This window comes from Rhodococcus sp. 1R11 (assembly GCF_004563845.1).
Classification (GTDB): domain Bacteria; phylum Actinomycetota; class Actinomycetes; order Mycobacteriales; family Mycobacteriaceae; genus Rhodococcoides.
This window is the reverse complement of the sequence record NZ_SPNG01000013.1, coordinates 19192-41061: the sequence shown is the minus strand read 5'-3', so window position 1 is coordinate 41061 and position 21870 is coordinate 19192. Positions and strand designations below refer to the sequence as shown.

The following is a 21870-nucleotide window of genomic DNA, read 5'->3' as shown; positions in this document are numbered from 1 at the left end:
GGATTCGGTGTGCTCGCAGCACCCGAATCGCTCACGCGACACCCGAATGTTCGACGGGCGTGGCCGCCGAACCGGACCTGATCTGCACGATCGGCAGCCGCAGGCCGCCGGGTGCGTCGACGGGCACGACGGGCGAGTTCGGAGCGATCGGATCGAGTCGCTGGTAGGGCTGGCCCTGCGCCGGACGCAGGTCCAGCTCGCCCTTGTTCGGCCACAGTGCAGCGGACCGCTCGGCCTGCGCGCTGATGGTCAGCGACGGGTTGACTCCGAGGTTGGCCGAGACTGCCGCACCGTCGACCACGCTGAGGGTCGGGTAGCCGTGGACGCGGTGGTACGGGTCGATGACGCCGTGCTGGGCGTCCTCTCCGATAGCGCACCCGCCGAGGAAGTGTGCGGTGAGCGGGATGTTGAACAGCTCGCCCCACGTCCCGCCTGCGACGCCGCCGATCTTCTTCGCGATGCGCCGAGTGGCGTCGTTGCCCTCGGGAATCCATGTCGGGTTGGGCTGTCCGTGTCCCTGGCGGCTGGAGATCTTGCGGCCGAAGGGGCCCCGCTTGGTGAACGTGGTGATCGAGTTGTCGAGGTTCTGCATCACCAGCGCGATGATGGTCCGCTCGCTCCAGTGCCGGACGTTGACGACGCGGACGAACTGGATCGGATGGGCGATGAGCGCGAAGACGAACTTGAGCCAGCGCGGGATCTTCCCTCCGCCGTCGGTCATCAAGGTCTGCAGCATGCCCATCGCGTTGGAGCCCTTGCCGTAGCGGCACGGTTCGATGTGGGTGTTGGGGCTGGGGTGGAACGAGGACGTGATGGCGACGCCCCGGGTGAGATCCATGTCGGGATCGACCGCCAGCTTCGCGGCTCCGACGATCGACTCGGAGTTGGTGCGGGTCAGCTCACCGAGAGTGTCCGACAACCGCGGCAACGTGCCCGTGTCCTTCATCTTGTGTAAAAGATTCTGCGTGCCCCAGGTGCCCGCTGCCAGCACGACATTGGCAGCGCTGTACGTCTTGCGACCCTTGCGCAGACGCGCTCCGGTGCGCTCGGTGTCGACGTCCCAGGTGCCGTCGGACCGAGGATGCAGTCCGGTGACCGTCGTCATCGGCACGATCTCGGCTCCGGCACGTTCGGCCAGGCCGAGGTAGTTCTTCAGCAGGGTGTTCTTGGCACCGTGGCGGCACCCGGTCATGCACTCGCCGCATTCGATACATCCGGTGCGCTCGGGGCCGGCACCGCCGAAGTACGGGTCGGGGACGGTCTTGCCGGGTTCGTCGCCGAAAAAGACGCCGACAGGGGTCTGAATGAACGTGTCGGCGACGCCCATGTCCTCGGCCACCGACTTCATCACCTCGTCGGCGGGGGTCATGTGCGGGTTACGCACGACACCCAGCATGCGGGTTGCCTGGTCGTAGAACGGGGAGAGCTCACTGCTCCAGTCGGTGATGTGCGCCCACTGCTTGTCCTCGAAGAACGGTGCCTGCGGCTTGTAGAGCGTGTTCGCGTAGTTCAGCGATCCGCCGCCGACCCCTGCACCGGCGAGGATCAGGCAGTCGCGCAACAGATGCACCCGCTGGATGCCGTACAGACCCAGCTTGGGTGCCCACAGGAAGCGCTTGAGATCCCAGCTGTTCTTGGCGAAGTCCTTGTCCTCGAATCGCTGCCCGGCCTCGAGGATCCCGACGCGGTATCCCTTCTCCACCAGCCGAAGCGCGGTGACGCTTCCACCGAAGCCCGAGCCGACGATGAGAACGTCGTAATCCGTTGCGCGTCCAGCTGAACCCATGGTGACCTCCGCTACGTCCGTTACCTGTCGAACAGTATGCACATCGCTGTGTGACTACCGCCACAAGCGATTCTAGCTGTTACCGAAGGTATCACCAACCGAGGGTCGGCTTACCGGAACCTGCCCGACGAACGACACAGGGCGCGCACCCGAGAATCGGGTGCGCGCCCTGTGAAATGGGAAGTTGTGTCAGGCCCGAACGTTCAGGCCCACCTTCTGAAATTCCTTCAGATCGGAGTAGCCCGACTTCGCCATCGAGCGACGCAGCCCACCCACCAGATTGATCGAGCCGTACGACTCACGCGACGGTCCGTGCAGCACCTGATCGAGGCTCGGACGCTCCCCCGCGGACATCGGCAGCAACGCTCCACGCGGCATCGACGGATGCGCCGCGGCGGACGGCCAGTACCAACCGCCACCGGGAGCCTCGGCGGCCACGGCCAACGGAGCTCCGAGAACCGCAGCGTCGGCTCCGCAGGCGATGGCCTTGGCCAACGCGCCGGAGGTGGTGATGTCACCGTCGGCGATGACGTGCACGTAGCGTCCACCGGTCTCGTCCAGGTAGTCCCGACGTGCAGCTGCCGCGTCGGCGATCGCAGTGGCCATCGGAACACCGATGCCGAGCACCTCACCGGTGGTCGTGCCGCCTTCGACGGAGCCGTAGCCCACGATGACACCGGCCGCACCCGTGCGCATCAGGTGCAACGCGGTGCGGTGATCGCTGACGCCACCGGCGATGACAGGAACGTCGAGTTCGGCGATGAACGTCTTGAGGTTGAGCGGCTCGTCGTCGCCGTGCGCAACGTGCTCGGCAGAGATGATCGTGCCCTGAATGACCAGCAGATCCAGACCCGACGCGATCAGCGCGGGCGTCAGGGCACGGGCGTTCTGCGGGCTCACTCGTACAGCGACGGTGACGCCTGCATCCCGCACCTGGCCGACCGCGGCGGCCAGCAGATCGGGCTGCAACGGTGCCGCGTGCAGTTCCTGCAGGAACGCGATCGGCGCGTCGGGATCGAGATCGGTCTCGGCGATGTGGATCAACTGGTCGAGCTTGGCCTGCACGTCGGCGTGCCGCGCCCACAGCCCCTCGCCGTTGATCACCCCGAGCCCGCCCTGCCGACCGAGCTCGATGGCGAACGCAGGCGAGACCAACGCATCGGTCGGATGGGCGAGCACCGGGATGTCGAAGCGGTACGCGTCGAGCTGCCAGGCAGTCGAGACCTCCTTCGACGACCGAGTGCGCCGAGACGGCACGATATCGACGTCGTCCAGCTGGTAGGTGCGACGGGCTTCTCTGCCCATGCCGATTTCAACGAGGTCGCGCACGCGCGCACCTTTCTACTTCGAGAGCGAATCGTTCGGCCACCAGGGGCCGACGCGACTATCGGGTGGTGTAGTTCGGAGCCTCAGCGGTCATCGTGATGTCGTGCGGGTGGCTCTCCTTGAGACCGGCCGCGGTGATCTGCACGAACTGAGCCTGCTGCAGGTGCTCGATGGACGTCGACCCGGTGTAGCCCATGGCAGCGCGCAACCCACCGGTGAGCTGATGGATGACCTGATTCAACGGACCCCGGTACGGGACGCGTCCCTCGATACCCTCGGGAACGAGCTTGTCCTCGGCCAGCACGTCGTCCTGGAAGTAGCGGTCCTTCGAGAACGACTTCGCTCCCCCGCGTCCCTGCATCGCACCGAGCGAGCCCATGCCGCGGTAGCTCTTGAACTGCTTGCCACCGACCAGGATCAGCTCGCCCGGAGACTCGGCGGTGCCGGCCAGCAACGATCCGAGCATCGCGGTCGACGCGCCGGCAGCGAGTGCTTTGGCGATGTCACCGGAGAACTGCATACCGCCGTCGGCGATGACCGGCACACCGTGCGGCTTGCATGCGGCCACGGCTTCGAGGATGGCGGTGATCTGCGGGGCCCCGACGCCGGCGACCACGCGGGTGGTGCAGATCGATCCGGGTCCGACGCCCACCTTCACCGCGTCTGCACCGGCCTCGACGAGAGCGAGTGCGCCCGCGCGGGTGGCGACGTTTCCACCCACGACCTGAACACGATCGCCCACCTCTGCCTTGAGCTTGCTGACCATCTCGAGGACCTGGGAATTATGGCCGTGCGCGGTGTCGACGATGATGACGTCGACACCGGCATCGGTCAGTGCCATCGACCTGGCCCACGCATCCTGCCCGACGCCCACTGCCGCGCCGACCAGCAGACGACCGTCACGGTCCTTGGTGGCGTCGGGGTGCTGCTCGGTCTTGACGAAGTCCTTCACCGTGATCAGGCCGGTGAGTGCGCCTTTGCCGTCGACGATCGGTAGCTTCTCGATCTTGTGGCGACGCAGTAGGCCGAGGGCCGCTTCGGCGGTGACCCCTTCCTGCGCGGTGATCAACGGAGCTTTCGTCATGACGTCGGCGACGCGACGGTTCTGATCCACCTCGAACCGCATGTCGCGGTTGGTGATGATGCCGACCAGCGCACCGGTCTCGTCGGTGACCGGGAGCCCCGAAATACGGAAGCGCGCGCACATCGCGTCGACCTCGGCCAGCGAGTCGGTGGGCTTGCAGGTGACCGGATCGGTGACCATCCCGGCCTCCGAGCGCTTGACGGTCTCGACCTGAGACGCCTGATCGTGCAGCGAGAGATTGCGGTGCAACACACCCATGCCGCCTGCACGTGCCATCGCAATGGCCATCCGCGCTTCGGTGACGGTATCCATCGCAGAACTGACCAGCGGAACTCGCAATCTGATCTCGCGGGTGATCTGACTGGACGTGTCCACGGCGCTGGGGATCAAATCCGAAGCGGCCGGCAGCAGCAGGACGTCGTCGAACGTGAGGCCGAGCATCGCGACCTTGTTGGGATCGTCGCCGCCTGTGCGGACGTGGGCTCCGGGACTACTCATACGAATCTGGCCCTCCCTAGAGCCTGGTTGCATCGTGGGCGCGGCATGCGGCCGGTGAGAGCTCGCAGGCGCACCGCGGTGCGGTGTTGGAGAACGGATGGAGTTTCGGCACTTGCACTCATCTGTTCAGCGCCGTGAACCATGGTATCGGCCTGCGGGACAATCAGTGCGCACGCCTCCCGCTGCGGACACTCGGAGGCACCGAATCGCAGACCGTACGGGGGTCGGCGGTACGGATCGTCCGGCATGTCGCGGTCGAACGGCTGGCGCAGACCCACCAGTTCTGCGTACCGTGGAGGCGTGCGCGATCAACTGCCTCCCGGTCTACCCCCGGATCCGTTCGCCGGAGACCCAGCCGACCCGTCGGCCGCCCTCGATGCAATCGAGCCCGGCCAGCCTCTCGATCCCCAAGAACGACTGGCCGTGGAAGAGGACCTGGCTGACCTCGCTGTCTACGAGGCACTCCTGGGCCACCGCGGTATTCGTGGACTCGTCGTGTGCTGCGAGGACTGCCAGCAGGACCACTACCACGACTGGGACATGCTGCGAGCCAATCTGTTGCAGCTCCTCGTCGACGGCACCGTGCGTCCGCACGAGCCGGCCTACGACCCGGTGCCCGACGCGTACGTCACCTGGGACTACTGCCGCGGTTTCGCCGATGCATCCATGAACGACGCTCTGCACGGAGACGGTTTCGAGAGCTGAGACCATCCGCCAGACGAACGAAGAAGCCCGACACGATGATCGTGTCGGGCTTCTTCGTTGTCTGCGGACTTCTCCGTCGTCGAACAGGGCCGGTGGCGAACTGTGCCGCTCGCGAACAGGGCCGGTCGCTCAGCTTCCGCCGGACGGAACCGACATCCGGTCGCGGTTCTCGGACGAACTGCCACTGGCGGTGGCCGTCGGCTGATTCGGGTTGTCGAGCACCGTCGGCGTGGCGTCGGTCGTCGTCGGACTCGGGCTCGTCGTGACGGGCGGGCTGACCGGTGTCGTCGTTTCCGGATTCGGCGTGCTCGGAACCGCGGTGGACTCCGGTGCAACCGTCTCGATCGGAGCCGTCGGCAGCAAGGGGTCCTGGCTCGGAACCGGCAACGGGACGGACGGGACCGCACCCATCGGGGGTAGCACAGGAGGCACCGTCAACGCCTGCAACTCCTGCAGCAAACGGGCCAGCCACTGGTCGAGTTCGGCTCGCTGAGCATCGTCGATGACCGCAGAACTGCGGTTCGATGCACCGTCGAGAAGAGCGCGGGCAGCGTCGGCATCGCCGGACGACAGAAGGTTCTCCGCCTCCTGCAGCTTCGACGTCGTATCTATCTGCGCGACAGTCGAATCGGCCTGCTCGGAGAACACGACCGACTTGACGCTCCACAGCGGATCCTCGGGCGTCGAGTTGTACGAGATGACCACCAGACCGCCCATCACCACCGCGATCGCGGCGGCGGCACCGGCGAGAGGACGCAACAGACGCATCCGGCCCCCGCGGTTCGCAGCGCTGGATCGCGCCATGTCGGCAGCCATCTTCTCGCGCTCGACGGCCGCCACAACGGTGTCGAGAGAAGGACCGGCCGGCATGGACGGTGTGATCACGTCCGCTCGCCAATTGGCGAGCAGGAGCGCGAGTTGGTAATCGTCCGCATCATCGGTTGCGATCGGTCCGTCACCACTGATCGCGTCGATGAAGGCATCGTCACGACGAACGGCGACGAGGTCCACGGGACCACCGTCTGCGCCGATGTCGGCATAGGGATCGTTCTGCTTCGGTCCAGTGGGTGTCACGTGCTCTCCGATTCGCGAGATTCCGCGACGCGGGGTCTCACCGGGGCCACCGTGACCATTGTCCCTAGCCATACATTTCACCTGCTCTCACAACTTCGTTCTTCAGTTTTGCGATAGCTCGGTGCTGAGCCACGCGGATAGCGCCTGCAGTGCTGCCGACCGCAGCTGCTGTCTCCTCGGCCGACAATCCGACGATGAGTCGGAGCACCAGAATCTCGCGGTGCTTGGCGGGCAAGGTGTCCAGTAGTGCAGTCATCTGACGACTCGACTCGGATTCCAGAGCTCGCTGCTCCGGACCGTGTTCTGTCGAGACGACATCTGGTACTTCGGCGGCCGGGTCCGATTTGTTACGCGAGGCACTGCGATGAGCATCTGCGACCTTGTGCGCCGCGATGCCGTACACGAATGCCATGAACGGACGACCTTGATCCTGGTAACGCGGCAAGGCGGTCATGACTGCCAAACAGACCTCCTGCGCCACGTCGTCGGCCGAAAGCTGACCACGCTCAGCCGAACCGACTCGAGCCCGGCAATACCGGACGACGAGTGGTCGGATGAATTCCAAGACCCGGGACAGAGCCAGTCGATCGCCTTGCGCTGCGGCAACGACGAAAGAGTCCAACTCCTCACCCGCACTGTTCATCGTCGACAAATTTCCCCGCGTTACAGGTACGCACCCGCCTGGGAGCGCTTCCACGTGGTGGTGGAACGAACCAAGGATAGCGACACCGACGGCCTGCAATCGAACCGCTCGGTCCGTGCCCGGCTGCGGTCCAGGTCAACCGACCGCGGATCCGCCCAGTCGTTGGAGTGCGGCTCCCAGCTCGCGTGCCGACACCATGTCCGAATCCGCTCCCCCGGTTCCTTCGCACAGCATCGTCGCGGCCCAACGCAAGGGCAGTAAACCGTGCATCGCCGCAGCACAGGCCACGTCGACGGCCCCTGCGCATGCACGCTCGGTCGCACCGGCGCAGCTCAGGGCCGCCGCCATCACCAGATCGGTTTTGATGCGGTGCCGTAACGAATCGGTGTCGGCGGCAAGTGCACGAGCGAACTCGGCGTGTCGGAGCGCTCCAGTGCCGTCTCCACGCATCATCGCCAGCTCGGCTGCCACCCACTGCGCGCGGAGTGCCGGACGCCACAGGTCCGACACGCCGGGCACCGAGAGCAGCTCTGCATTGCGCGCCAAGAACGCATCCGCGAATCCGAATCGGCCGGTACCCAGTGCGTCTGCCGCCAATCCGACCAGGGCATCGCTGCGGGCCTCCACCGTGTCCGTCGTGCGCGCCTCGCCGGTGAGCCCGATGACGAACACTGCCCTTCCGTCGAACCCACGGGCGAGCCGGTGTCGGCCGACCTGGCGTAGCCATGACGCCCTGGTCGACTCGTACAGGGACTCGAGTGCCGGCGACGTCGGTCGGAATCGCCGGAGCTCGACCCGGGCAGCGTTGTACCGACCCTGGCCGGCCAGCGCGACGCCGCGGTACCAACTCTGCCGCGCATCTGTGGCCGCCGGGAGGTCGGTTCTACCGGGGTCGGCTCCGAACGCAGCCTCTCTCAGCTCGAGCCCGCCGCTGTCGGACCCTCCGGTGGCGGTCGACGACCTCGAAAAACTGTGCACGACGTCAGGGTATGTCCACAGCTGGACGGCAGGCACACGCCGTGCCACCCGAGAACGCCAGACGCCGCAACCCACGAATGCGAATGTCGCGCCTGGCGGCTGTCGCATTCACGACGGCCTTTCAGGACGCCGCTGCAGTTTTCCCAGAATTAACAATGTGAATAGGTGTTGTTTCGGAAACAGTTATCTGAACGCTGTGTGGCGAATGGGTTAAACGGCGGGTCGTTTATCGGAGTCGAACAAGAATGCGTCGGGCACATTCGGATCCGCCGATCGGAACCGTTCGATAGGAACGACCGACACCGTGCTCGATCCATTCGACGGGTTGCGCAGCGGTGCCGAACCCGACCGGCAATCGCTCGGCCTTCCGCGAGAACGCCTTCGAGCTGCAGTTCTTCGGAAAACGGGTGCTGGGATTCGAAGTGGTGCCGGCTTGCGCCGACACGTCACGGTCGATCCTCTGCCGCATCGGACCATGAGCATCGTCTCCCGACTCGGCCGATTTCTCAACCGGAGGAGCACACATGGGACCGGCTCGAAGTAAATATCGAGCGTGTTAATTCTTTGCCCTTCCGCTATGCATTTGCCCACGATCGAGCTCTATTGACTCGATTTCGTCGACCCACATAACGTTGTCGCTGTTCGGATCACGAATCCGTCGAAGCCACACCACCCTAGGAGTTTCCATGCCGCAGCCGAACCACCTCCCTGGGCCGAACGCCGATATTTGGGATTGGCAGATGCACGGCTTGTGCCGTGGCGTCGACTCGTCCATGTTCTTCCACCCCGACGGCGAGCGGGGTCGGGCGCGAGCACAGCGAGAGATGCGCGCCAAAGAGATGTGCCGCAGCTGTCCGGTACTCGCTCAGTGCCGCACACACGCACTCAACGTCAGCGAGCCGTACGGCATCTGGGGAGGGATGTCCGAGACGGAGCGCGAACTACACGCCCGGCACAACCGCCGCCGCATCGCGGTCTGAGCGCACGACATTCAAGAGCTGCACACGCGACGAAGCCCCCAACCCGTTCGGGTTGGGGGCTTCGTCGTACTACCCGTGACTCAGTGAGCGTGTCCGTGGCCGGATGCGGCCTCGGATTCCTCTTCGGGCTTCTCGACGATGGAGCTCTCCGTCGTCAGGATCATGCGCGCGACGGATGCGGCGTTGACCACGGCGGATCGGGTCACCTTCACCGGATCCACCACACCGTCGGCAAGCAGGTCGCCGTACGTCAAGGTCGCGGCGTTGAAACCGTGTCCCTTCGGCAACTCGGCCACCTTGCTGACGACGACGGAACCGTCGATGCCGGCATTGGTGGCGATCCAGAACAGCGGTGCGTTCAGTGCAGTGCGCACCACTGCGACGCCGGTGGCTTCGTCACCGGTGAGGCCGAGATCGTCGGCCAGCGACAACGCGGCCTGCGTCAGAGCGGAACCACCACCGGGAACGATGCCTTCTTCCACTGCGGCCTTGGCCGCTGCAACAGCATCGTCGACGCGGAACTTGCGTTCCTTGAGCTCGGTCTCGGTTGCGGCACCGACCTTGATGACGGCAATGCCGCCGGAGAGCTTCGCGAGCCGCTCTTCGAGCTTCTCACGATCCCACTCGGAGTCGGTGTTCTCGATCTCGCGACGCAGCTGGCCGACGCGGGCATCGATGTCGTCCTGCGAGCCGGCACCGTCGACGATGGTCGTCTCGTCCTTGGTGACGACGACGCGACGCGCGCGGCCGAGCAGCTCGAGGCCGGCTTCCTTCAGGCTCAGACCGACATCTGCAGTGATGACCTGGCCTGCAGTGACGACTGCGAGGTCGTCGAGGAACGCCTTGCGACGGTCGCCGAAGAACGGAGCCTTGACGGCAACGGCCTTGATCGTCTTGCGGATCGAGTTCACGACCAGAGTCGACAGAACCTCGCCCTCGGTGTCCTCGGCGATGATCAGCAACGGCTTGCCGCTCTCGGCAACCTTCTCCAACAGCGGGAGGAAGTCGGGAAGCGAGGTGATCTTCTCGCGGTAGAGCAGGACGTAGGCGTCCTCGAGCACAGCTTCCTGCGTGTCGACATCGGTGACGAAGTACGGCGAGAGGTAGCCCTTGTCGAACTGGACGCCCTCGGTGACCGACAGCTCGGTGAGCAGTGTCGAGGACTCCTCGACGGTGACGACGCCGTCTGCGCCGACGCGGGTGAGCGCCTCACCGACGAGTTCACCGATCTCGGGATCCCGCGAGGACACGGTGGCAACCTGAGCGATGGCCTGCTTGCCCTCGACCGGGGTGGCGGCGGCGAGCAGCGCCTCGGCAACCTTGTCGGCTGCCTTGGAGATGCCCGTGCCCAGCGCGATCGGGTTCGCTCCGGCGGCGATGTTCTTCAGTCCGCCGCGGACGAGAGCCTGTGCGAGAACGGTCGCAGTGGTGGTGCCGTCGCCTGCGACGTCGTTCGTCTTGGTGGCGACACTCTTGACCAACTGGGCGCCGAGGTTCTCGAACGGATCTTCCAGGTCGATTTCACGAGCGATCGACACACCGTCGTTGGTGACCGTGGGGCCACCGAAGGCCTTGGAGAGGACGACGTGGCGACCACGCGGTCCGAGAGTGACCTTGACTGCGTCGGCGAGCTTGTCGACGCCGCGCTCGAGAGAGCGGCGCGCTTCCTCGTTGAATTGGATTTGCTTTGCCATGTTTCGGTGTTACTCCTTCGAGTAAAGAAACTCGATCGAACGCACTCCGCCCCGGGACCGACACTGAAATCGGATTCCGGGGCGGGATGCGTTGTGGCCTACTTGGCGATGACTGCCAGCACGTCGCGTGCCGACAGAATCAGGTACTCCTCGCCGGCGTACTTGATCTCGGTGCCGCCGTACTTGCTGTAGATGACGGTGTCACCTTCTTTGACGTCGACCGGGATTCGGTTGCCCTTCTCGGTGACACGGCCTTCGCCAACGGCGACGACGGTGCCCTCCTGAGGCTTCTCCTTGGCTGTGTCGGGGATGACCAGACCGGAGGCGGTCGTCGTCTCGGCCTCGTTGGCCTGGACGAGGATCTTGTCCTCGAGCGGCTTGATTTTCACGCTCGCCACGTTGAGCCCTCCAAAGTTATGGGGTACGCGTCCGGGGTCGGATCCCCGGACAGCTGTGTGTAAGTACTTCTCGTGCGGTCCTGACAAACTCGGCACGAAACTCGGTCCCGTCGTCGCGGGTGCCGGGACTTCGCTCGGTGCCAACTAGCACTCTATACACGAGAGTGCCAGCACTCAAGGGCTGGGTTCGCCAGGCTTGCCTTCGGGCGACCGACTCGGCCGAATCGCACTTCCACCCGACCCACACCGGTTGCCTCGGCACGCGACACGGTGGTTTTCACACTTTTTTCTCGACGCCGCGACACTGCCGAAGATGCAGGTGAGGCCGCACTCGAGCCGCGGAGGTAACCTACCGAGCAGATTATTACGGTCGCGCAACAGGATCGGTAACGTTACGATAACGGAGCTGTCCGAACGATAACGATCGACAGCCGTGCCACGACTGGACACAGGAGAGGCACTGCACGACATCGTCGGAACCGAACGGTTCCCACGCGCGGACAACGGGGCGGAGGTACACCATGAGGGTAGGAGTCGGTGTATCCACCGGATCCGAGGGCGTGTGCGCAGCCCTGGTCACCGTCGAATCCGACGGCAGCCATGCAGTCGAATACCGCACGGTCTCGGCTGATCGCCAAGCGAAGATCGATGTCGGCGACCTCGTGACGTCCGCAGTCGAGCTGATGGCCTCCCTCGTTCCCGGCAACCGCGAGCCCGATTCCATCGCATTCACCTACCGAACCGAAGAGCATGCGGCACGCATCCGGGCTGCACTCGCACACACCACGCGGGACGTTCGGCTCGTTCCGGAATCCGCCGCCGCGTCGGCACATCTGGCCACCACCGGTCTGGTCGACGGGTACGACACCATCGCGCTGGTGGACCTGGGAGCCAGTGGGCTGTCGGTGACCGTCGCCCGCCGCACCGACGGTCTCGTTCTGTCCTACGGGCGAACCGAGGCCATCGGCGGCGTCGTTCTCGACGCACTGGTCAAGGACCTCGTCCAGAACATGACGCTCGACAATCTTCGAGACGACATTCGCGACGACCGCGGAATCGGATCGGCGCGATACCGGGCGATCAAGGAACTGCTCTCCCACGAGAACGAAGCCCGCATCGAGCGATACAGCGGCGTACCGCTCACCGTGAGCCGCACTGCATTCGAGACCGCTGCGTCGCCCCTCTTCGACGAGGCAGCGCAGTTCGTGCGCAGCGTGTTCGACGAAAGCACCCACGAACCCGAGGCCATCGTGCTGATCGGCGGCGGTGCCCACATCCCGCTGCTGGCCAAGTCTCTGACCGACATGTTCCATGCACGCATGGTTCGCCTCCCCGAGCCGGATGCCGTGCTCGCCGTGGGCGCGGCCGTGGTCGCCGCATCGGTGACCGACAACGATTACCCACTGGTCTCGGCCGCACGCCGGACTGCGGGGCGGATGGGTCGCTACTCGGGTGCGATCGCTGCGGCCGTCGTCGCAGGCGGGCTGGTTCTCGCCTACGGCCTGCAGACGATGACCCCGGCAGACGACCCCAGCGTGTCCCCTGCCGGTAGCGCCACCGAACCCGTCGCATCCGGGGACGCAGGACAACCCGCAGCGGAGGGTTACTCGCCCGGTGATACGCCGACCTCCACCCGTGACTCGGCAGACCCGGTCGGCCCCGCGGCGACCACGGTCGATTCCACGCGTCCGACGTCCGGACTCACCGCGTCCACCCCACCGACCAGCACGCCGACGCTGCGACCCGCTCCCGACCTCCCGCGTATCGACTGGCCCATGGATCCGGCACCGGAGTCGTCGTCGCCCGACGCGGGCACCAGCGTCACCGCCGAACCGTCGACGCCGGTCTCGCCCGAGCCCACGACGACGCCCGCGCCGACCACCAGCTCGCCCGTCGAGCCGACCCCGGCCCCGGGTGAGACTCCGGGTCCCACGACGCCGTCCGGCCCGATCGAACTCAGCCCAGGACCGACACCTCAGCCCTCGGCAGGGTCGGTTCCGGAAAGCTCGGAGATACCGACCGGATCGATCACCGTTCCCACGACGGTCGTCCGTGGCTCGGATCCCACTCCGGAATTGACCGCTCCGCCGACGGTCTGGTCACCACCGCCTCCGGTGTCCGGTCAGATCGTCGAACCCCGAACGTCACCCGATACGGCTGCGCCGCGGACCGCCGAGCCCGCTCAGCCGGGTACCTGACTGGTCGCGACCGACAGGCCGGGGTCCGTCACAGCTGTCAGAGCCGACGGTGCCGCGCCCCCGGCAACCAGGTGAGCACCGAGGGCGGCAATCATGACACCGTTGTCGGTACACAGCCGCGGCTTCGGAATTCGCAGCGTCAAACCGTTGTGGGCGCACCGTGATTCGATCAACGAGCGAATGCGCGAGTTTGCCGTTGCACCTCCACCGAGAACGACGGTGTCGACGTTCACGTCGGTCGCGGCACGAACCGCCTTCATCGTCAGCACATCCGCGACGGACTCCTGGAACGACGCCGCGATGTCGGCGACCGGAATCGGATCTCCGGCTCGCTGACGGGCCTCGACGAAGCGGGCCACGGCCGTCTTGACCCCCGAGAAGGAGAAGTCGTAGCGGGCGTCCCGCGGGCCGGTCATTCCGCGGGGAAATGCAATCGCAGTCGGATCGCCCTCGCGCGCAGCATCATCGAGCGCGGGACCGCCCGGATAGCCCAGACCGAGCAGGCGGGCCACCTTGTCGAAAGCCTCACCGGCCGCGTCGTCGACAGTGGTACCCAGCTCCGCGATGGGCTTGGACAGATCGTCGACGTGCAACAGATGAGTATGTCCACCCGAGACCAGAAGTGCCACGCACGACGGCATCGGACCGTGCTCGAGGGTGTCGACCGCGACGTGGCCGCCCAGATGATTGACGGCGTAGAAGGGGACGCCCCACGCCGCCGCGTAGGCCTTGGCAGCGGCAACTCCGACCAGCAAGGCACCGGCCAATCCCGGCCCGATGGTCACTGCGACCGCGTCGGGACGATCGATGTCGGCGGCGGCGAGAGCGCGGCGCATCGTCGGAACCATGGCCTCGAGATGGGCCCTGGACGCCACCTCGGGCACCACGCCGCCGTACCGGGCGTGCTCCTCGACACTGGATGCCACCTCGTCGGCCATCAACTCGCACACACCCGAGTCGCGCCAGCGAACTATGCCGACTCCTGTTTCGTCGCACGAGCTTTCGATGCCCATGACGATCATCGGGCAGCCTCCGTCTTCTCCGGCCGACGCATCGTGAACGCATCGGCTCCGCTGGGCTGGTAGTACTTCGCTCTGGTACCCACGATTTCGAAGCCCTCACGTCGGTACAACTCGATGGCCGGGTCGTTGTCGGTGCGGACCTCGAGAAACACCGGCCCACCGTGATCGTCGGCGACGCGCAACAATTCGCGCAACAGTCGTCCGCCGATCCCCCGGCGATGGTGCGCGGGATCGACTCCGATGGTGTGCACCTCGGCCTCACCGACGACGAATGCGCCGCGGCTCGGCTGGCCCAGCAGAGAGATTCCCGCGTAACCGACGATCTCGCCGGCCTCCTTCGCCGTGACGTAATGATTGTGCGGCGCAGCCAGTTCCGCCACGAACGCGTCTGCCGACCACGGGTCGTCACCCTCGAAGAGCACCGTCTCGAGATACGCGCATCGTGCGCAGTCGTGCACCGTCATCGGTTCGATCGTCACCGTCATCGAGCGGCCTTCTCCGCTGCGCGTTCGGCGAGGGTCTTCGCATCCGGCCGCCGCAGATAGAGCGGAACGAGCGGTCCCGGTGCGGTCCCGCTGCCGATGTCGGTGGCAGCCACCCGCACCAACCCTGCCGGGGACGGGGCCTGCACGTCACGCACCGGCAACCCGAACAGTGCGGCATGAGGCGCGGAACCGGCAACAGCGTCGACGCCTCCGTGCTCCAGTTCGGCCGGAGCGATCACGTCCGGGCCCGCTACCCGAACCCCGGCTTCGTAACGTGCCCAATAGATCTCACGCCGACGTGCGTCCGTGACCACCAACAGTGACCCGGATTCGTCGACGTCTGCCGCGATCGCGTCGAGACTGCAGACACCGTGGACCGGCAGTCCGAGCGCATCACCGAATGCGGCCGCGGTCGCCATCCCCACCCGCAGGCCGGTGTACGGACCGGGGCCCACTCCCACGACGACGGCCGCGAGATCGGCAGCAACGATGCCGACCTCGGCCAGGCATTCGAGGATGTGGGGAGTCAGAACCTCGGCGTGCGATCGCGCGTCGATCTTGATGCGGGTGGCGACGGTGGTGACATCTGCCCCGTCGGCAGCGGAGTCGGACAACCGCACCACACCTGCGGTGACGGCAGGGGTCGAGGTGTCCACGGCAAGTACGAGCACGAGGATCAAGGCTACCCGCCCGGTGGTCGCACCCAGCACTCCCGTAGCCGCGGAACCACGAACCCGGTGTACCCGCTTTGCCGACTGCAGCTACGGGCGCGCCGGGTCGCGGCGCTCACTCGGGCAGCCGACCGAGCGCATCGCCGTTCACCCGGCGAGCACTCACCCTTCGGACGTCCGATTCCGGATCGCGTGACAAGCGCACGGAGACATGCTGATCCGTCAGGGTCTCCACCACGCCCTCGCCCCACTCGACGACGACGACGGCGTGCTCGAGATCGGTATCGAGGTCCAACGCGTCCAGCTCGTCGAACGCCGACTGTCCCGTCATACCCAGACGGTAGGCGTCGACGTGCACGAGGGCGACAGGCGGTAAACCGTTGGGGCGCAAGCCCGGTCGATGCTCGCGGGCGATGACGAACGTCGGCGAGGTGACGCGACCGTGCACCCCGAGGCCAGCTGCGATCCCCTTGGTCATCGCGGTCTTCCCCGCACCGAGCGGACCGTCGAGTACCACGAGATCGCCGGCGACCAGAATGTCCGCGAGCCGAGCACCGAACTCGGCAGTGTCCGTCGCCGTCGCCAGTTCGGCCTCGACGGGCAGGTCGAGCCGGGGGTTCGGTCGACTCTCGGAATCAGACAACGCCCCACCGCTTCTTCTTGGGCTCCGAGGCTCGCGCCACCAGGCGCAGTATTGCACCGTTGACCTGTTCGGGGAACTCCAACTGCACCAGGTGCCCACCTTGACGCACCCGCACCATCTCCGATTTCGGCAGGGCGTCGGTGAGTGCTTCCGAACTCGCGAAGGGAATGATCCAATCCTCGTCGCCGCACACCACCGACACCGGAATGTTCTCGAACTCCGCCAGAGCCGCCGACTCGTCGTGCAGTTCGAGGGTCTCGAGAAAATTCACGATGGTGACAACGGAGGTGTCGTCGATCATCGACTGCGAGAACGCCACCAGTCGTGGCGACACCCGGGTTCCGTACGACGCCGCGCGCAGCACCGGTGAAATGATGGCGCGCACCGCTCCTCGCCCGAATTGCACCAGTCCGGGGGACGTGCGCACAGCCAGTCGAAAAGCATCGACCGCCGGATTCTGCAGGCTCCGGCCGACTCCCGTCTGTGCGAGGCCGGCAGCCGTAGTGGAGATCAGCACGGCACCGATCACTCGCTGCCGAACGACGGACGAGCGTTGTCGCGCCATGGAGAGAATCGACATGCCGCCCATCGAGTGCCCGACCAGGACGATGCGCCCCTTGGGCACGACCGAACGGATGACCGCGTCGAGATCGAGGCCCAGCTGTCCGATGGTGCAACTGCTCGCACTCGGCACACCGGAGCGGCCGTGACCGCGCTGGTCGTAGAACACCATGCGCACGCTCGAACCCCACTGCTGTTCGAGCGCACGTCGTTGGAAATGCCACGACGACATGCGCAGGCAGTATCCGTGGACGAACACGACGGTCAGTTGTGCATCCGCCGGCCCCACCTCACGGACGGCCAGCGGAACGCCGTCGTCCGCCGTGACGATACTGCCTCGATCGGCGTCCATCAGGTCGAGATTCTCGGTCGCCAGCGGATCCTTGTTGGATCGAAACGCCGTCTCCCGCACCACTATTGCGATACTCTCCAGCAATCCCAGCATGACCTATTCCGTCGCCTCCCCTGAGCGCGTGCCGACGAAACGACGTCGAACACGTCCACGAACGCCGGTGACGACCTCGTAGCCGATGGTGTCGAGCGCATCCGCCCAATCCTGAGCGTGCGGCTCTCCGCTGTCCCCCGGCCCGAACAGTATCGCCTCGTCGCCGATGGCGACACCCGAGCTGTCGCCGCCGAGATCGACGACGAATTGGTCCATGCACACGCGCCCCACCGACGGGTAGCGACGACCGTCGATGGTCACCTCGAAACGACCGCTGAGTCGGCGCACGACCCCGTCGGCGTAACCCAGCGCCACCAGTGCGACCACCGTGTCGGTCGGAGCTGTCCAGGTGTATCCGTACGACACCGATTCACCTCGGTTCACCTTCTTGATGTGGGCCACCTGCGCGGACAATGTCATGACCGGACGCAAGCCGAAATCTCCCATATCGGGCACCGGCGACAGGCCGTACAGCGCAATACCCGGACGCACCATGTCGAAACCGAGGTCCGGCCTGGTCAGCGTTGCCGCCGAGTTGGACAGATGCACGACGGCCGGCGAGATACCGCGCCGGCCGGCGCGGGCAACAGCGTCGCGGAGCCGCTCTGCCTGGGCGTCGTTGGCCGGGTGATTCGGTTCGTCGGCACAGGCGAGATGCGAGAACATCCCCGTCAATCGCACGGACCCTTCGGCGACCGCCGACGCGGTGGCGTCCAGGACGACATCGAGGTCCGCCCGCGCAACGCCGTTGCGATTGAGGCCGGTATCGATCTTGAGCGAGAGGTCGGCGGTGAGACCGGTCCGCCTGGCTGCGGCGATCACCGAATTGAGCTGGCCGGCCGTGGACACCCCGACTCCGATGTCCTCGGCGATCGCAGCACCGAAGTCCGAATCGGCCCGGTGCAGCCACGCCAGCACCGGCACGGTGATTCCGGCTGCGCGCAATTCGAGGGCCTCGCCGATGGTCGTGACCCCGAATTCGTGCACGCCGGCCGCGACGGCAGCGTGTGCCACGGGGCCTGCCCCATGGTTGTAGGCGTCGGATTTCAGGACGGCCATCACGGCGGCGTCGCCTGCGAATTCCTGCAGAACCCGGACATTGTGGGCAACAGCGTCGAGATCGACGGTTGCCAGAGCACCCGAATCCGTCCGCGGATCGGTCTCCACGTCGCCGTTACCGATAGTCACAACATTCGATAGTGCCATCCCTGCCGCGCACATTACGGATCAGGTGGCACAACTCATGACACATCGGCAGGTCGGCCGGCGAGCCCAGTGCAGCTCAGAGCGCGACCGAGCGGACCGTCCGGATGGCTTCTCGCAGGCTGTTCGACAACGGTGTCGCCGAGATCGGGGCGGCGAATTCGCCGTCGGGTCCGTGCGCGGCATGGGCTGCGGCCAGTGCGTGCACCTTGGCCCCGCACGCGGCCGCCGTCGACGGTGCCATTCCGGTTGCGAGCAAGGCACCGAGGACGCCGGACAGGACGTCCCCGGATCCGGCGGTGGACGCGGCAGATCCGCCTGCGTCACTGACGAACGCGGTGCCGTCCGAGTCGGCGACGACCGTCGCGCGGCCCTTGAGCAGCACGGTGACGCCCCACCGAGCGGCGAGGCCCCGTACGGCCGCTACGCGATCGGGACCGGGTTCCGATCCGGTCAGGCGGGCGAACTCTCCCGCGTGCGGGGTCAACAGCGTCGGTGCAGTGCGATCGACGACCCACTGCTCGTTGTCCGCGAGGATCGTCAATGCATCGGCGTCGACGACCACCGGCAGATTCGATTCGAGAACTCGACGCACGATGTCCGCCGAGGATTCGTCCGTGCCGAAGCCGGGGCCGACGACCCACGACTGCACCCTCCCCGCTGCATCCAGATCCGGTGCGACGACGACCTCCGGGTGGTGCGAGACCACTTCTGCGCCGGCACTTCCCACGTACCGAACCATCCCGGACGTGGCAGCGACGGCTGCGCCGACACACAGCAACGCGGCCCCGGGGTACGTGGCGCTGCCGGCCAACACGCCGACGACTCCCTGCGAGTACTTGTCGTCCGACGCGGTGGGAATCGGCCAGATTCGGCCTACGTCGGCCGGTTCGAAGGACTCGATCTCCGGTGCCGGCAGGATCAGCCCGATGTCGATCACTTCGATTCTGCCACAACGAGGTACGGCCAACACGTGCACCGGTTTGCGAGCGCCGAACGTGACGGTGACATCGGCGGTCACCGCCGGTCCCGACACCTCACCGGTTTCTGCATCGACGCCACTGGGAATGTCCACGGAGACGACGGGCGCGGTGATCCGATCGACCATGCCGGCAGCGTGGGGACGCAGCGGACCCTTCCCGGATATCCCGACGATGGCGTCGATGACGAGATCCGGATCGTCCGGCTCCGTGACGACCCGTCCCCCCGAGGCTCGCAGGGCCGCTAGACCTTCGGCGTGCACACGGTCCGGATCGAGCAGCAGCGCGGACACCGCGACGCCGCGCCTGCGCAGGAACGCACCTACCCACAGGCCGTCTCCGCCGTTGTCTCCCGATCCGACCAGTATCAGTACTCGTCGCCCCGCGACGCAGCCGGTTCGCGTAGAGAGCTCGCGCGCCACCACCGAGGCCAAGCCGTACGCAGCGCGGCGCATCAACGTGCCGTCGGGCAACGATTGCAGCAGCGGAGCCTCGGCGTTCCTGATCTGCTCGGGTGTGTAGTAGCCGCGCATGCCGAGGTCCTCCCGCTCGTGCCGTCGTGTGTGTCGAGCCCGCCGGTGCTTCTACTCGACCGTCTACTCGACCGTGACGGACTTGGCCAGATTTCGCGGCTTGTCCACGTCGTAGCCGCGTGCCTGAGCGACCTCGGCTGCGAAGACCTGCAGCGGAATCGTCGAGAGCAACGGCTGTAGCAGTGTCGACGCCGCCGGGATCTCGATGAGGCTGTCCGCGAAAGGCCGGACCGCTTCGTCGCCCTCCTCCGCGATGACGACCGTCCGAGCGCCACGGGCCTGGATCTCCCGGATGTTGCTGAGCATCTTCGAGTGCAGCACCGCACGGCCCTTGGGCGACGGCATGACGATGATGACCGGAACGCCGTCCTCGATCAGCGCGATCGGCCCGTGCTTGAGCTCACCTGCCGCGAAGCCCTCCGCGTGCATGTAGGCGAGCTCCTTGAGCTTGAGCGCACCTTCGAGAGCGACGGGGTAACCGACGTGTCGACCGAGGAACAGGATCGTCGACGACGTCGACAGCTCGCGCGCGAGCGCACGCACCGGCTCGACCGTCTCGAGCACCCGCTGCACCAACTCCGGCATCGCTTCGAGTTCGGCGAACTCGCGCGCCACCTCGTCCGGGTACTTGGTGCCGCGCGCCTGCGCGAGAGCCAAGCCGACGAGGTAGTTCGCGGTCACCTGGGCGAGAAACGCCTTGGTCGACGCAACGCCGATCTCCGGACCTGCACGCGTGTACAGAACTGCGTCGGCCTCGCGGGGAATCTGCGAGCCGTTGGTGTTGCACACCGCCAGGACGCGCGCCTTCTGGTCCTTGGCATGCCGCACTGCTTCGAGGGTGTCGGCCGTCTCGCCGGACTGCGAGATGGCAACGACCAGGGTCGACCGATCCAACACGGGGTCGCGGTAACGGAACTCGCTGGCCAGTTCCACTTCCACCGGCAGCCGGGTCCAGTGCTCGATGGCGTACTTGGCGAGCAGACCCGAGTGGTAGGCACTGCCACAGGCGACGACGAACACCTTGTCGACATCACGCAGTTCCTGATCGGACAGACGCTGCTCGTCCAGCACGATCCGGCCCTTGTCGAAGTGACCGAGCAACGTGTCGGCCACTGCGGCGGGCTGCTCCTGGATCTCCTTGAGCATGAAGTAGTCGTGGCCGCCCTTTTCCGCGGCCGCGAGGTCCCAATCGATCCGAAACGGCCGTCCCTGGGCGTCGTTGCCCTCGAAGTCGCTGATCGCGTAGCCGTCTGCGGTGATGACGACGACCTGGTCCTGCCCGAGTTCGACGGCGTCGCGCGTGTGCTCGATGAACGCAGCGACATCGGAACCGAGGAACATCTCGCCGTCGCCGACTCCGAGCACCAGAGGAGTGGACCGGCGCGCGGCGACGATCGTGTCCGCATGATCGGAATGAGTGAAGACCAGCGTGAACGCACCTTCGAGTCGACGCAGCACCGCCTTCGCACTGGCCACGAAATCGCCCGCAGTAGGCCCGTCCGCGTACGCCCGAGCAACGAGGTGGACAGCGACCTCGGTATCGGTGTCGGACAGGAACTCGACACCCGCCGTTTCGAGTTCGGCCCGCAGCGGACCGAAGTTCTCGATGATGCCGTTGTGCACCACCGCCACCGTTCCGGACACGTCGCGATGTGGGTGAGCGTTGCGGTCGGTCGGACGCCCGTGCGTCGCCCACCGCGTGTGTCCCATGCCGGTGGTCCCGACGAACGTATCGGTGCCGATGTCGTCCAATTCGGCCTCGAGGTTTGCCAGCCGCCCGGCCTTGCGCTCGACAGCGGTCGCTCCCGCGCCGTCCAGTATCGCGATTCCTGCGGAGTCGTAGCCCCGATATTCCATACGCCGAAGCGCCTCGACCACCACACCCAAAGCTGGGCGGTGGCCGACATATCCAACGATTCCGCACATGGTGCATCAGGGTACTCGGCACGACGCGCACGACCCA

At 66.1% G+C, this 21870-nt stretch carries 20 protein-coding genes; 4 read left to right on the top strand and 16 right to left on the bottom strand.

Translation table 11 applies throughout. From position 1 onward, the window contains the following. Window positions 1-31 precede the first annotated feature (31 nt). From E4P29_RS20850 to guaB, 3 genes are all read right to left on the bottom strand, one after another. Window positions 32-1786, bottom strand: coding sequence for a GMC family oxidoreductase (locus E4P29_RS20850; RefSeq protein WP_135047027.1), 1755 nt, complete (start codon window positions 1784-1786; stop codon window positions 32-34). Between the two features lie 189 nt (window positions 1787-1975). Further along, window positions 1976-3115, bottom strand: a complete 1140-nt coding sequence (locus tag E4P29_RS20845) for a GuaB3 family IMP dehydrogenase-related protein (protein WP_094650125.1) — start codon at window positions 3113-3115, stop codon at window positions 1976-1978. Window positions 3116-3170: 55 nt separating this feature from the next. Then, window positions 3171-4694, bottom strand: a complete 1524-nt coding sequence (gene guaB / locus E4P29_RS20840) for an IMP dehydrogenase (protein ID WP_027496366.1) — start codon at window positions 4692-4694, stop codon at window positions 3171-3173. 300 nt (window positions 4695-4994) lie between these two features. Between guaB and E4P29_RS20835 the strand changes: the two genes are divergently transcribed. Beyond that, window positions 4995-5399: a DUF5319 domain-containing protein gene (locus tag E4P29_RS20835; RefSeq protein ID WP_027496364.1), complete on the top strand. Its 405-nt coding sequence runs from the start codon at window positions 4995-4997 to the stop codon at window positions 5397-5399. 129 nt (window positions 5400-5528) lie between these two features. Here E4P29_RS20835 and E4P29_RS20830 read toward each other — a convergent pair whose 3' ends face one another. The 3 genes from E4P29_RS20830 to E4P29_RS20820 all read right to left on the bottom strand — a co-directional run bounded on the left by E4P29_RS20830 (window position 5529) and on the right by E4P29_RS20820 (window position 8094). Further along, window positions 5529-6410 carry an anti-sigma-D factor RsdA gene (locus E4P29_RS20830; protein WP_245154439.1) on the bottom strand — a complete coding sequence of 294 codons (882 nt, stop codon included), beginning with the start codon at window positions 6408-6410 and terminating at the stop codon, window positions 5529-5531. A 127-nt stretch (window positions 6411-6537) separates the two neighbouring features. After that, window positions 6538-7116 carry a sigma-70 family RNA polymerase sigma factor gene (locus tag E4P29_RS20825; protein ID WP_027496363.1) on the bottom strand — a complete coding sequence of 193 codons (579 nt, stop codon included), beginning with the start codon at window positions 7114-7116 and terminating at the stop codon, window positions 6538-6540. A gap of 135 nt (window positions 7117-7251) precedes the next feature. Then, window positions 7252-8094 (bottom strand): hypothetical protein, encoded by an 843-nt coding sequence (locus tag E4P29_RS20820; RefSeq protein WP_135047025.1) that lies wholly within the window; start codon window positions 8092-8094, stop codon window positions 7252-7254. Between the two features lie 335 nt (window positions 8095-8429). Here E4P29_RS20820 and E4P29_RS26090 point away from each other — a divergent pair, with 335 nt between their 5' ends. Both E4P29_RS26090 and E4P29_RS20815 read left to right on the top strand, forming a co-directional pair. Beyond that, window positions 8430-8573 (top strand): hypothetical protein, encoded by a 144-nt coding sequence (locus E4P29_RS26090; protein ID WP_167735574.1) that lies wholly within the window; start codon window positions 8430-8432, stop codon window positions 8571-8573. A gap of 207 nt (window positions 8574-8780) precedes the next feature. Further along, window positions 8781-9074: a WhiB family transcriptional regulator gene (locus tag E4P29_RS20815; RefSeq protein ID WP_027496361.1), complete on the top strand. Its 294-nt coding sequence runs from the start codon at window positions 8781-8783 to the stop codon at window positions 9072-9074. An 80-nt stretch (window positions 9075-9154) separates the two neighbouring features. On the opposite strand, the gene groL is transcribed toward E4P29_RS20815, so the two are convergent. Continuing rightward, window positions 9155-10768, bottom strand: a complete 1614-nt coding sequence (groL, locus tag E4P29_RS20810; protein WP_135047024.1) for a chaperonin GroEL — start codon at window positions 10766-10768, stop codon at window positions 9155-9157. 98 nt (window positions 10769-10866) lie between these two features. After that, window positions 10867-11166, bottom strand: a complete 300-nt coding sequence (groES, locus tag E4P29_RS20805) for a co-chaperone GroES (RefSeq protein ID WP_008718149.1) — start codon at window positions 11164-11166, stop codon at window positions 10867-10869. Window positions 11167-11687: 521 nt separating this feature from the next. On the opposite strand from groES, the gene E4P29_RS20800 reads away from it, so the two are divergent. Beyond that, complete coding sequence (locus E4P29_RS20800; protein WP_135047023.1) at window positions 11688-13364, top strand: Hsp70 family protein; 1677 nt, start codon at window positions 11688-11690, stop codon at window positions 13362-13364. On the opposite strand, the gene tsaD is transcribed toward E4P29_RS20800, so the two are convergent. The 8 genes from tsaD to glmS form a co-directional block, all read right to left on the bottom strand. Then, complete coding sequence (tsaD, locus tag E4P29_RS20795) at window positions 13349-14386, bottom strand: tRNA (adenosine(37)-N6)-threonylcarbamoyltransferase complex transferase subunit TsaD (protein ID WP_135047022.1); 1038 nt, start codon at window positions 14384-14386, stop codon at window positions 13349-13351. The genes E4P29_RS20800 and tsaD overlap by 16 nt on opposite strands. After that, a complete protein-coding gene (gene rimI / locus E4P29_RS20790; RefSeq protein WP_135047021.1) occupies window positions 14383-14871 on the bottom strand; it encodes a ribosomal protein S18-alanine N-acetyltransferase in 489 nt (162 codons plus the stop codon). Before rimI ends, tsaD begins: the two co-directional genes overlap by 4 nt. Continuing rightward, complete coding sequence (tsaB, locus tag E4P29_RS20785; RefSeq protein ID WP_135047020.1) at window positions 14868-15542, bottom strand: tRNA (adenosine(37)-N6)-threonylcarbamoyltransferase complex dimerization subunit type 1 TsaB; 675 nt, start codon at window positions 15540-15542, stop codon at window positions 14868-14870. The genes rimI and tsaB overlap by 4 nt, the downstream gene beginning before the upstream one ends. 115 nt (window positions 15543-15657) lie before the next feature. After that, entirely contained in the window at window positions 15658-16128 is a 471-nt protein-coding gene (gene tsaE, locus E4P29_RS20780) for a tRNA (adenosine(37)-N6)-threonylcarbamoyltransferase complex ATPase subunit type 1 TsaE (protein WP_230074734.1), read from the bottom strand. 49 nt (window positions 16129-16177) lie between these two features. Then, window positions 16178-17191, bottom strand: a complete 1014-nt coding sequence (locus E4P29_RS20775; RefSeq protein ID WP_094715850.1) for an alpha/beta hydrolase — start codon at window positions 17189-17191, stop codon at window positions 16178-16180. 3 nt (window positions 17192-17194) lie between these two features. Further along, window positions 17195-18379 carry an alanine racemase gene (alr, locus tag E4P29_RS20770; RefSeq protein ID WP_245154432.1) on the bottom strand — a complete coding sequence of 395 codons (1185 nt, stop codon included), beginning with the start codon at window positions 18377-18379 and terminating at the stop codon, window positions 17195-17197. Window positions 18380-18473: 94 nt separating this feature from the next. After that, on the bottom strand, window positions 18474-19907 hold the full coding sequence (locus E4P29_RS20765; RefSeq protein ID WP_135047018.1) for an NAD(P)H-hydrate dehydratase: 1434 nt from the start codon (window positions 19905-19907) through the stop codon (window positions 18474-18476). 63 nt (window positions 19908-19970) lie between these two features. After that, entirely contained in the window at window positions 19971-21833 is a 1863-nt protein-coding gene (gene glmS, locus E4P29_RS20760; RefSeq protein ID WP_135047017.1) for a glutamine--fructose-6-phosphate transaminase (isomerizing), read from the bottom strand. Window positions 21834-21870 lie beyond the last annotated feature (37 nt).

What these genes read in the sequence shown, in the direction of transcription:
- E4P29_RS20850 (WP_135047027.1), bottom strand. Translation starts at nt 1,786, where the DNA reads ATGGGTTCAGCTGGACGCGCAACGGATTACGACGTTCTCATCGTCGGC.
- guaB (WP_027496366.1), bottom strand. Translation starts at nt 4,694, where the DNA reads ATGAGTAGTCCCGGAGCCCACGTCCGCACAGGCGGCGACGATCCCAAC.
- E4P29_RS20825 (WP_027496363.1), bottom strand. Translation starts at nt 7,116, where the DNA reads ATGAACAGTGCGGGTGAGGAGTTGGACTCTTTCGTCGTTGCCGCAGCG.
- E4P29_RS20815 (WP_027496361.1), top strand. Translation starts at nt 8,781, where the DNA reads ATGCCGCAGCCGAACCACCTCCCTGGGCCGAACGCCGATATTTGGGAT.
- groL (WP_135047024.1), bottom strand. Translation starts at nt 10,768, where the DNA reads ATGGCAAAGCAAATCCAATTCAACGAGGAAGCGCGCCGCTCTCTCGAG.
- E4P29_RS20800 (WP_135047023.1), top strand. Translation starts at nt 11,688, where the DNA reads ATGAGGGTAGGAGTCGGTGTATCCACCGGATCCGAGGGCGTGTGCGCA.
- tsaD (WP_135047022.1), bottom strand. Translation starts at nt 14,386, where the DNA reads ATGATCGTCATGGGCATCGAAAGCTCGTGCGACGAAACAGGAGTCGGC.
- rimI (WP_135047021.1), bottom strand. Translation starts at nt 14,871, where the DNA reads ATGACGGTGACGATCGAACCGATGACGGTGCACGACTGCGCACGATGC.
- E4P29_RS20775 (WP_094715850.1), bottom strand. Translation starts at nt 17,191, where the DNA reads ATGCTGGGATTGCTGGAGAGTATCGCAATAGTGGTGCGGGAGACGGCG.
- E4P29_RS20765 (WP_135047018.1), bottom strand. Translation starts at nt 19,907, where the DNA reads ATGCGCGGCTACTACACACCCGAGCAGATCAGGAACGCCGAGGCTCCG.
- glmS (WP_135047017.1), bottom strand. Translation starts at nt 21,833, where the DNA reads ATGTGCGGAATCGTTGGATATGTCGGCCACCGCCCAGCTTTGGGTGTG.